We start from the raw sequence: 10,691 nt of genomic DNA, 5'->3' as shown, positions 1-10,691 counted from the left end.
TGGGGCTACTGGACCTACGGGGCCGACTGGGGCTACTGGACCGACTGGACCGACTGGACCATCTGGACTAGGGCTTCCAGCAGGATTGTATGCATTTAACTCCGCTGGGATTTCTTTGGATATTGGACTTAATGCTCCAGTACCATTTAATACTGTTGGATCTCAGTTTGGTACAGCAATTTCTCAATTAGATCCTGATACTTTCGTAATTAGTCAAACTGGATTCTATAAAATTACCGTTATCGTATACACTGCAGCAGTAAGTCTATTAGGAGGACTTACAATCCAAGTAAATGGGGTATCTGTTCCAGGTACTGGGGCCACTTTAATCTCAGTTGGAGCACCTATCGTTGTTCAAGCAATTACGCAAATTACGACAACTCCATCATTAATTGAAGTAATCGTTACAGGGCTTGGGCTATCATTAGCTGTTGGTACAAATGCATCTATTATTATTGAAAAAATCGCTTAATTTTTTACTTAGCAGTAAAACTGATATCAGTTTTACTGCTTTTTCAATTTCAAATTCAATCATGAAACATTCGCTATCTACATAATCATATTGTTGTATGACATTTTGCAGGAGGCACAAATATGGAAAGTAAATCTGCTGTTCAGCTTTATCTCGAATTGCTAAAGAAGACCATTTTATTTGAAATATGGTTAGAATATGAGGCATACTTACCCGCATCTCTACATATTTCAAAAGAACTAGAATTCGAGCCAGTTACAGTCCCCCTCCCTTTATTCATTAAACAATATGCTGAAAACCATAACTTAAAAATTGTAAAACCAAATGTTTCAAAAAGTGAACGCCATGATGGAATGGATTGGCCAAGAGCAGCACATAGCATGATCGGTCGAGAACGTATGAACCAATTACAAGAGGCGATGGAAACCGTTGTTCGTGAAAATATAGAGGGAGATTTTATTGAAACAGGTGTATGGCGCGGAGGATCGTGCATTTTTATGAATGGTTTTTTACAAGCAAACAACATTACGAATCGTAATGTGTGGGTCGCTGATTCATTTGAAGGTTTGCCAGCACCGAATCTAGAACAATATCCAAAAGATTACGGTGATTATTTGCACACATTCGATTACTTACGCGTCTCTTTAGAACAAGTACAAGAGAATTTCAAAAAATATGATTTACTAAATGATCAAGTGAAATTTTTAAAAGGCTGGTTTAAAGATACTTTACCAACAGCACCAATTGAAAAAATAGCAATTGCACGGCTTGATGGTGATATGTACGAATCCACAATGGATGGTCTCGTGAACTTATATGATAAAGTTTCTAAAGGTGGCTATATAATTATCGATGACTACGGGCTACCGCCATGCGCTGAGGCTGTGACAGACTTTAGAAACCAACGAAATTTAAAAGCCCCTATTACTAAAATTGATGTATTTGGCGTTTATTGGAGAAAAGAATAAAAAAGATTTAATCTATAGGAGATTTCATTTTCACTCATCCTTCTCTCACTTCTAATCCAATTAAGTATTCTTTTTCGGAATCTCCTTACATATAACAATTGTTTTCCTGTGTTCTCTCAATACAAATTGAAAATTTTATTAATAGATTTACTGCATCTTCTCATACAAGAAAGGGGTATACTCATGAGTGAACTTAACAAAGAAATGACTTTACTCCCCCCTCCTGAACTCGTCCAATATGTAGGTGGCGACTTCAAAAAAGTTGGAAAAGAGTTCCTAAAGCATTTTATTCAAATTGGCGCTTTAAAACCAAATGAAAAAGTATTAGATGTAGGCTGCGGCGTCGGTCGAATGGCTGTACCATTATTGAATTACTTACATGATGATGGAGCGTATTATGGATTTGATTTGTTTAAAGATGGAATTACTTGGTGTCAAAATAACATTTCAACTATGCGTAATAATTTTCACTTTGAACATGTTGACATATACAATCAATTCTATAATCCAGAAGGAAAAGAAGATGCCTCTCAATATCGTTTCCCCTATGAAGACGGGACATTCGATTTTATCTTTTTAACTTCTGTATTTACGCATCTTCTCCCAAAAGAATTAGAACATTACGTATCTGAAATTGTACGTGTATTAAAAAAAGACGGGAGATGTTTCATTACATTCTTTCTTATAAATCCTGAATCGTCCTATTATTTAAATGCAGGACAAAGTACATTAGGTTTTTATCATCGAATCGAAAATTGCTACGTTGTAAATAAAGATATTCCGAATTTCGCAGTTGCTTATCCTGAGACAGATATTTGCAATCTATTGAATAAGTACGGCCTAGAAATAATCAATAAGCCGCATTACGGTTTATGGTGCGGCAGACATGAATATACAAGTTACCAAGATATTGTTCTTACAAAAAAAAGCTTCTGAAAGGAAGTTATGTATGATGAATGAAAAAAATCCACCTCTCGTTTCCATCCTTATTCCCACTTATAATCGGCCTCATTATTTCAAAATTGCTCTAGAAAGTGCATTGGCACAAACTTATTCTAATATTGAAATCATCATCGGAGATGATAGTACAAATGATGAAACAGCAACTTTAATACGCGAACAATACTTACCAAATTATAAAAATATAACATACATTCGAAATATCCCTACTCTAGGACAATTTCACAATGACCTTATGCTCATAGAAAAATCAAATGGTGAGTATATAAATTTTTTAATGGACGATGACGTGTTTTATAAGCATAAAATACAAAAAATGATGACCTATTTTGAGCAAGATCCCAATAAAAATCTTGCTCTTGTTACTTCTTATCGAGTACGCATTGATGATCATGGAAATCTAATAGGTGATTCCCATCCAACACAAAGGTTATATAGTGAAGACACCCCATTAAACGGGATATTTTTAGGTAATTGGATGTTAAAGGGTGGACACAACATTATCGGTGAGCCTACAACTACCTTGTTCCGAAAGGAATTGCTCACTGAACCTTTTGGCACCCTTAAAGAGCGACAATATTCTTGTAGTGTTGATATGGCCTCATGGATTTCTTTACTTTCTAAAGGAAATGCAATATACATTTCTGAGCCTTTAAGTCAATTTCGCTACCATGCTGGACAACAAATACACAATAAGCTCCTTCAAGGTTGTGAAGATTTCACACACCTCGTTATAACAGCAAAAGAATATGGCTTTTTACAAAATACTACAGACTATAGAGCAGCTCTACTTAGTGCTTACCAATGGTGTAAAAGTTCCTTAAAATACTATCTTCATCAACTAGATATTTTTCCTGACGCACATGTACGTCTTTCCCATTGTTTGGATATAATTATTAAAGAGTTAAACAATTAAACTACTCTGCAAAATTAAAAGTGTATGGACTATATGTGAATCATTCGTATAGTTCATACATTCTTTCTCATACTATAAAGTGAAACTTTAATCAGCTCTCACCAATCGGGCTTTTACGGGCAGTTGATCCCCCACCTAACTTCTTCGCTTTCGCTGAATTTTGAGGTAGGGGTCTTACTGCCCATTAATGCGGGATAAAATCCATTACTATAAAGAGCAGTAGAAAGGAATACCTACATTGAAAGATCCAAATTCTCAATATCAAATAGACTACGTATTACTATTTATTTTATTTGCCATTGGGATTGTTAGTTGTTGTGCTATTGCAAGTGCGCAAGCCTCTTTACCGCCATTTTTACAAAACGTCAATTTTGTACTAAAGCAAATCCAATGGTATTTCATTGGATTTATAGCCATTGGTGTTATTATGATTCTCGACTTCGATCGTTATCAAAAAATTGCTTGGTATTTGTACAGCTTTGCAATGGTACTACTTATTGGACTAGAACTTCAAGTACCAGGTGCCGTTACAATTAAAGGCGCTACCGCTTGGTACAGGCTCCCAGGCATCGGAAATTTTCAGCCTTCTGAAATTATGAAATTATTTTTAATTATCGTCATTGGACGAATTATAGCAAACCATAATGAGAAATATTTTTCCCAAACAATACATGACGATTTTTTACTACTTGGAAAAATATTTGCAACAAGTTTGCCACCACTACTACTCATCGCAAAGGAACCAGATTTAGGAAATACAATGGTCATTTCAGCGATGCTTGCAGCAATGATACTAGTTTCTGGCATACGATGGCGTTTTATTTTCGGATTAGTTTCAGCTACTTTCGTTGCTGGAACTACATTAATATATATTTTTTTTACTCACACAGATTTCTTTAAAGCACACATTTTAAAAGAATATCAATTAAATCGCTTCTACGGATGGTTAGCACCTTACAAATATGATGCACAAGGCTATCAATTAAGACAAGCATTCTTAGCGACTGGATCCGGAGAAATGCAAGGAAAAGGGTGGGAAAATGGACAAGTATATTTTCCAGAACCACATACAGATTTTATTTTCACTAATGTCGCTGAACAATTTGGATTTCTAGGCGCAAGTGTCATTATTTCTCTTTTTTTCTTACTCATTTTTCGAATGATTCATATTGCTTTAGAAAGTAATGACCCTTTCGGTAGTTACATTTGCGCTGGTACAATCGGAATGTTTACTTTCCAAGTATTCCAAAATATCGGGATGACAATCGGATTACTTCCCATTACAGGGATAACATTACCTCTTATGAGCTACGGAGGAAGTTCACTGCTTACATACATGATTGCGATTGGATTCATTTTAAATGTTCGCTCAAGAACCAAAATCTTTATGTTTAAATGAACAACACAAAAACGCTATATTTTTATCTCTATCCTTTTTTAGATATACTAATGAAAAATACGATGGAGGTTTAAATATGAAATATGACATTATAGGAGATATTCATGGATGCTTCCAAGAGTTTCAAAATTTAACAGAGAAGCTAGGATATAACTGGAGTAGCGGTCTACCGGTTCACCCTGACCAACGTAAACTTGCATTCGTTGGCGATATTACAGACCGTGGTCCTCATTCATTACGTATGATTGAAATTGTATGGGAACTTGTCATACATAAAAAAGAAGCTTATTACGCTCCTGGAAATCACTGTAATAAACTATATCGATTTTTCCTTGGGCGTAATGTAACAGTCGCTCACGGACTTGAAACAACTGTTGCTGAATATGAGGCACTTCCTCCTAATAAGCAAAACATTATAAAAGAAAAGTTTATCACTCTTTATGAACAATCACCGCTCTACCACATACTAGATGAAAAAAGAGTAATCGTATGTCACGCTGGGATTCGGCAAGATTATATAGGAAGACGAGATAAAAAAGTACAAACCTTTGTATTATATGGCGATATTACAGGAGAAAAGCATGCCGATGGCTCACCTGTCCGTCGCGATTGGGCGCAAGAATACAAGGGGCAAGCTTGGATTGTATATGGACATACACCAGTAGCAGAACCTCGATTCGTCAATCAGACAGTCAATATTGATACTGGTGCTGTATTTGGTGGCAAATTAACCGGATTACGTTATCCTGAAATGGAGACTATCTCTGTCCCTTCTTCTTTACCTTTTGTCGCTGAGAAATTCCGTCCAATTTCATAACTACCTTACTTAGCATTATTTAGGCAGATCTCATATAAAACTAGGTAAAGTAATTAAAAAAAGATGCAATAAAGTGCATCTTTTTTTAATTACACTACATATAATGTCGCAGGAGGTGACAGAATGAAGAAAAAATCTTCTAAACAAAAAAGAAAATTTCCCCCTTTATATCTGCCCATGTACGGAATTAACAACTGGTGTAGTATTCGGGCTGCAGCGATAGAAGAACTGGAAGAACAAGAGTCATCAAAAAAAAGCAAAGTAAAACCAACATATGTCTCTTTAGAAAATGCTGTGATGAGCCGCATAATCGATCGCAGAAAAATAAAGATGCAACAAAAAAATAAACAGCTTTCAAATCAAGATGAACAGGTAATACATTCTAATCAAGCAGAAGAAAAGACGGAAGAAAATATTTCTGTAGCAATAAATAAAAAAGTGGAACCAGAAATTCCAGCTGCTATTATAAACAAAGTAAAAAAAATAAAAGAGGCATTGGCTTCATCGAATGATATACAACCTGAAAAACCCCTCATAATTGAGACACCTACATCTGAAAATACAAAAGTTAAAAGGGGCGGCCGATATGCATATGCAGAGGGGCTTCACTCTCATGCGGAGGGCATGGCAGCACATGCGGAAGGCTTATTAACACACGCAAAAGGTTCTTTCTCTCATGCAGAAGGATCAAACTCAAAAGCAACTGGACATAGTTCGCATAGTGAGGGAAGTGAAACGACAGCAGGCGGGGCTTATTCTCATGCGGAGGGTAAACAGACAATTGCTTTAGGCGAAGCAGCACACGCAGAAGGAAACGCAACTATCGCTAACGGATCCTCTTCTCATGCGGAAGGTCATCATACATCAACAGCTCATTTTGCAGGTAGCCATATTATGGGGCGCTTCGGCACTGCAGAAGAAGCTTATTCTTGGTTTATTGCAAATGGTGTAAGCGACACCGACCATAATATCGGGGCTAAATGGCTTGCTCATAATGGAGAAATGTACATTGAGGGCGCGTCTTACAATGCAAGCGGAACGGATTTTGCACAAATGTTTGAAACCGAAGGTTATAAACCTATTGATGTCGGTTATTTCGTTACATTTAGTAACGAAGAAAAAATTCGGATAGCTACTTCACGCGATTCGTTCATTTTAGGAATATCTAGTGCAACCCCTGCCCTTATAGGAAATAGCGGGGCTTTAAGTTGGCAAAAACGTTATAAAACAGATAACTTTGGAAAACGCCAATATGTATGGACGGAAGCCGAAGAAATACAACCTCTTTTAAATACAGAATGGGATCCAACTTGCAAATATGTAGCAAGAAAAGATCGCGCCGAGTGGCTTCCTGTCGGATTAATTGGACAAATGTTAGTACGTGATGACGGCACTTGCGAAGCACATGGATATTGTCGTCCAAATGACAATGGCATTGCTACAAAAGCCGAAAGTGGATTTTTCGTTATAAAGCGTACGGGTGAAAACCAAATTTTAATATTATTCCGCTAAGAAAAAAGGGAACAAAATTCTTTATAATATAAGAATTTTGTTCCCTTTTTAAGTATGCCACAACACTTCTTGCATATCGCTTGGAAGCTTTATAGTGAAAGACATCTCTTTCTCTAAAATAGGATGATAAAACGTCAAAGATTTACTATGAAGTGCTTGCCGTTTCATTTCATCCCTTCTCCCTCCATATAAGCTATCACCAAGTAACGGATGTCCTATATGAGCCATATGCACACGAATTTGATGCGTTCTTCCTGTCTCAAGCTCAAGCGCTACATGTGTCTTATGATATGTACTATCAATTACCTTAAAATGAGTAACTGCCCTTTGTCCATCCTCACAAACCGTTCGCTCAATAATGCTATCAGATTTTCGACCAATTGGTGCATCAATCATTCCTTCTCGTTCTACAATCTTTCCGTGAACAATTGCTTCATACGTTCGTTTCACAGCTTTTTGTTGATGCTGCTTCGATAAAAGATGATGCACGAAACGATTTTTTGCAATAAGCATAAGCCCCGAAGTATCACGATCTAAACGTGTTACGATGTGCACTGTACTTGCAAGGTGCTGCTTATCATAATGAGATAAAAGCGCATTGGCAACACTCCTTGTCGGATGTTCTCTAGACGGAATCGTTGACATGTTCGCCTCTTTATTAATGATAAGAACCGCGTCATCTTCATATACAATGCTTAAAGGGATATCTTCTGCCATCATCCCTTCACTTCTTTCCTCAACTGGAAAAAAGACACGTAATTCTTCACCAGCACGCAACTGATGACGAACACTCGCATGTTGACCATTTACTTCAATTGCCCCGCCGTGAAACTTTATATCCGTTAAAGCGGCTTTAGAAATGCCTTTCGTTTTCAAAAATTCCCTAACTAAAGTTCCCTCTTCAGCCGGCCCTATATCCCATTTCAATGTAAATCTGTTCAAATATATAACCCTTTCTATTTATCTGCAACAAACGAGTCACGAACTCGTTTCCAGAACGGGAATGGACGGAAACGAACAAATCGTACTTTCTCGTTTGCGACGCGATACTGGATTGATTTCACATCTTGATGAACCATCGTTAAATGATCCACTGTAATTTGTAAGTTCATTCCTGCAGCTGGCTTTAACACACATGTATGATGCTTCGGCAATACGAGCGGCGATCCTACAGTACGAAATACACGATTGTTAATGGACGCCATTTCTGCAATTTGTATCGCTTCAATAGATGGGTGAATAATCGCTCCGCCAAGCGCTTTATTATACGCGGTACTTCCTGAAGGAGTAGAGATACAAAGGCCGTCTCCGCGGAATGTTTCAAAATATTCTCCGCGTATTTCTACTTCTGTTACTAATGTACCTTCTGCACTTTTTACAGTCGCCTCATTCATCGCTAAATACTGTGACTCTTTACTTCCATTCACATAGCGAATAATAACTTCTAAAAGCGGATATTCCACCACTTGGAATGGTGTTTTCGCAATTGCAATTACTAATTTCTCTACTTCTGTCGGTAACCAATCTGCATAGAAACCTAGATGTCCTGTATGTACACCAACAAATGCCGTTTCAGCCAATCGATCATAATAACGATGAAATGCATATAAAAGCGTTCCATCTCCCCCAACAGAAATTACAATATCGGGTTCCTTTTCATCCATTATAAATCCGAAATCTAGCAAGTATTCTTTCATCGTGCTTGCCAGTGCATCTGATGATTGATCTCCCTTTGACATAATTGTAAATTTCATCGCACAACACCCTTTAGTTTATGATTCAGAATCTTTCGTTTCTTGCTTTCTTGAAAAAGCTTTCTGCGCTTCTTGAATTTCAAGACGGATAGAAGACATTTCTTCATCTAATAAAAATGCTGCTTCTGCTGCGCGTTGCAAGCGTATTTTAATATCTTCAGGAAAACGTCCACTATATTTATAATTTAAAGAATGCTCAATTGTTGCCCAAAAATTCATTGCTAGCGTGCGTATTTGGATTTCTACCAATACTTTTTGTTCACCCTGAATCGTTTGGACTGGGTAACTAATGACAACGTGATAAGAACGATAACCGCTATCTTTCTTCTGCGTGACATAATCACGTTCTTCCACGATTTCAAAGTCATTTCGTTTGCGAAGATATTCTACAACAGGCTTAATCTCATCAACAAATTGACACATCATTCGAAGGCCCGCGATATCTTGCATATCTTCTCTCAGCCGGTTCAGCGGTACATTTCTCTTCTCCGCTTTATCAATAATACTTGGAACCGACTTTACCCTTCCTGTTACAAACTCAATTGGAGAATGCTCTGTTAACATTGTAAATTGAGTACGCATTCCTTTTAGTTTCACTTTCAGCTCTGCCACCGCTTGGTAGTAAGGTGCTAAAAATTCTTCCCAATTTCGATTCATTTCAACCACCACCAAAATCAATCCATTTGCTTATAGAAATACTTTTTCTACAGCAGTTACTAGTTCTTCTCCGTAATTTGCATTACCTTCAATATTTTCAACTAAATATTCTACTTCTTCTTTTAATCCTTCTAATTCCATTTCAATTTCATTCACACGAACGAACATAACCACATCGTTATTCATCGCTTCATGCATTGCTTCCCAGCATGTGTGCGGAATACTTACATAAATGAAAGATGATTCGTTTTCTAAGATATATAAAAATGATAAATTGTCTGAGTCTACAAGTACATGATTACGTGCACTTAACTCCTTTACCTCTATTTCACTATTTTCCGCACAAAAAATAAGAGCATTCTCTCTCTTTTCTACGCTCTTAACTTGGATTTTATTTTGCATGCTCTAACTCCTCCATCTCAACTTCCTGTCTTACTTAACAGTATTATTGTATCATAACATGGACGCAAACAAATAAAACATTGAACCAAATTTATGAAAAAGCGATAATGTGTAAAGAATTATTTTTCAAAAGGAGATTATACAATGACACAAGAAATTGAAATTGAATTCAAAAATATCGTTACAAAAGAAGAATTCGATACATTATGTAAATCGTTTTCTATTGAAGCATTTACAAAACAAGTGAATCACTACTTTGAAACACCTGACTTCTCGTTAAAAGAAGCTGGCTCTGCACTTCGTATTCGTCATAAAGGAGAAACTTATACGTTAACGTTGAAACAACCTGCAGAAATCGGTTTATTAGAAACGCATCAAGTCGTAACAGAAGATGAAGCAAAAATGATGATGGAAACAAACACAATCATTCAAGGAGCAGTAGTAGATCAATTACACAAATTACAAATTCCTGTTTCTGCTTTAACATATATGGGTAGTTTAACAACAGAAAGAGCAGAAACATTATTTAAAGGCGGAACGCTTGTCTTTGATCATAGTTTCTATTACAATCACGATGATTATGAAATTGAATTTGAAGTGCAAGATGAAGAAACAGGAAAAGCTACATTTATTGATTTATTAACGCAACATAACATACCTGTTCGCCATACAAATAACAAAGTAAAACGCTTTTTCCTTGCCAAACAAAACAAAGCACGCTAAAGTGAAAATTCCACTAGTGAATATGTTTCACTAGTGGATACATCTCACTAAAAAAGGTTACACCCGTAGAATAAGCAAAGAATCTTTGAGAAGGCTGTTTATTTGCCCTCT

General features: G+C 36.7%; 11 protein-coding genes and 1 pseudogene. 8 read left to right on the top strand and 4 right to left on the bottom strand.

Annotation, left to right across the window (positions count from 1 at the left end; all coding sequences use genetic code 11):
• From bclA to HMPREF2590_RS04365, 7 genes and pseudogenes are all read left to right on the top strand, one after another.
• Nucleotides 1–472, top strand: a pseudogene (gene bclA, locus HMPREF2590_RS04395) (collagen-like exosporium glycoprotein BclA); the annotation flags it as partial.
• Nucleotides 473–594: 122 nt separating this feature from the next.
• Nucleotides 595–1,440 (top strand): TylF/MycF family methyltransferase, encoded by an 846-nt coding sequence (locus tag HMPREF2590_RS04390; protein ID WP_000444386.1) that lies wholly within the window; start codon nucleotides 595–597, stop codon nucleotides 1,438–1,440.
• 183 nt (nucleotides 1,441–1,623) lie between these two features.
• Nucleotides 1,624–2,376, top strand: a complete 753-nt coding sequence (locus HMPREF2590_RS04385; protein ID WP_001292836.1) for a class I SAM-dependent methyltransferase — start codon at nucleotides 1,624–1,626, stop codon at nucleotides 2,374–2,376.
• A 13-nt stretch (nucleotides 2,377–2,389) separates the two neighbouring features.
• Nucleotides 2,390–3,316, top strand: a complete 927-nt coding sequence (locus HMPREF2590_RS04380; RefSeq protein ID WP_002004643.1) for a glycosyltransferase family 2 protein — start codon at nucleotides 2,390–2,392, stop codon at nucleotides 3,314–3,316.
• 238 nt (nucleotides 3,317–3,554) lie between these two features.
• Nucleotides 3,555–4,715 carry an FtsW/RodA/SpoVE family cell cycle protein gene (locus HMPREF2590_RS04375; RefSeq protein WP_000654704.1) on the top strand — a complete coding sequence of 387 codons (1,161 nt, stop codon included), beginning with the start codon at nucleotides 3,555–3,557 and terminating at the stop codon, nucleotides 4,713–4,715.
• A 76-nt stretch (nucleotides 4,716–4,791) separates the two neighbouring features.
• Nucleotides 4,792–5,532, top strand: a complete 741-nt coding sequence (gene prpE, locus HMPREF2590_RS04370) for a bis(5'-nucleosyl)-tetraphosphatase PrpE (protein ID WP_000872694.1) — start codon at nucleotides 4,792–4,794, stop codon at nucleotides 5,530–5,532.
• Nucleotides 5,533–5,655: 123 nt separating this feature from the next.
• On the top strand, nucleotides 5,656–7,044 hold the full coding sequence (locus HMPREF2590_RS04365) for a peptidase G2 autoproteolytic cleavage domain-containing protein (RefSeq protein WP_000730515.1): 1,389 nt from the start codon (nucleotides 5,656–5,658) through the stop codon (nucleotides 7,042–7,044).
• Nucleotides 7,045–7,092: 48 nt separating this feature from the next.
• Here HMPREF2590_RS04365 and HMPREF2590_RS04360 read toward each other — a convergent pair whose 3' ends face one another.
• From HMPREF2590_RS04360 to HMPREF2590_RS04345, 4 genes are read right to left on the bottom strand one after another with little or no spacing between them, the layout of a single operon-like run.
• Nucleotides 7,093–7,986 carry an RluA family pseudouridine synthase gene (locus tag HMPREF2590_RS04360; RefSeq protein ID WP_001079138.1) on the bottom strand — a complete coding sequence of 298 codons (894 nt, stop codon included), beginning with the start codon at nucleotides 7,984–7,986 and terminating at the stop codon, nucleotides 7,093–7,095.
• Nucleotides 7,987–8,000: 14 nt separating this feature from the next.
• Nucleotides 8,001–8,798 (bottom strand): NAD kinase, encoded by a 798-nt coding sequence (locus HMPREF2590_RS04355; protein ID WP_000673182.1) that lies wholly within the window; start codon nucleotides 8,796–8,798, stop codon nucleotides 8,001–8,003.
• A gap of 18 nt (nucleotides 8,799–8,816) precedes the next feature.
• Complete coding sequence (yjbM, locus tag HMPREF2590_RS04350) at nucleotides 8,817–9,455, bottom strand: GTP diphosphokinase (protein ID WP_001081490.1); 639 nt, start codon at nucleotides 9,453–9,455, stop codon at nucleotides 8,817–8,819.
• A gap of 30 nt (nucleotides 9,456–9,485) precedes the next feature.
• A complete protein-coding gene (locus HMPREF2590_RS04345) occupies nucleotides 9,486–9,857 on the bottom strand; it encodes a UPF0738 family protein (RefSeq protein ID WP_001180004.1) in 372 nt (123 codons plus the stop codon).
• A 144-nt stretch (nucleotides 9,858–10,001) separates the two neighbouring features.
• Between HMPREF2590_RS04345 and HMPREF2590_RS04340 the strand changes: the two genes are divergently transcribed.
• On the top strand, nucleotides 10,002–10,580 hold the full coding sequence (locus HMPREF2590_RS04340; RefSeq protein ID WP_000191123.1) for a CYTH domain-containing protein: 579 nt from the start codon (nucleotides 10,002–10,004) through the stop codon (nucleotides 10,578–10,580).
• Nucleotides 10,581–10,691: the final 111 nt, after the last annotated feature.

The sequence above is a fragment of the Bacillus sp. HMSC036E02 genome, from assembly GCF_001836235.1.
GTDB classification, from domain to species: domain Bacteria; phylum Bacillota; class Bacilli; order Bacillales; family Bacillaceae_G; genus Bacillus_A; species Bacillus_A cereus.
The sequence above is the reverse complement of the archived record's forward strand: the minus strand, read 5'-3'. Positions and strand labels throughout refer to the sequence as shown.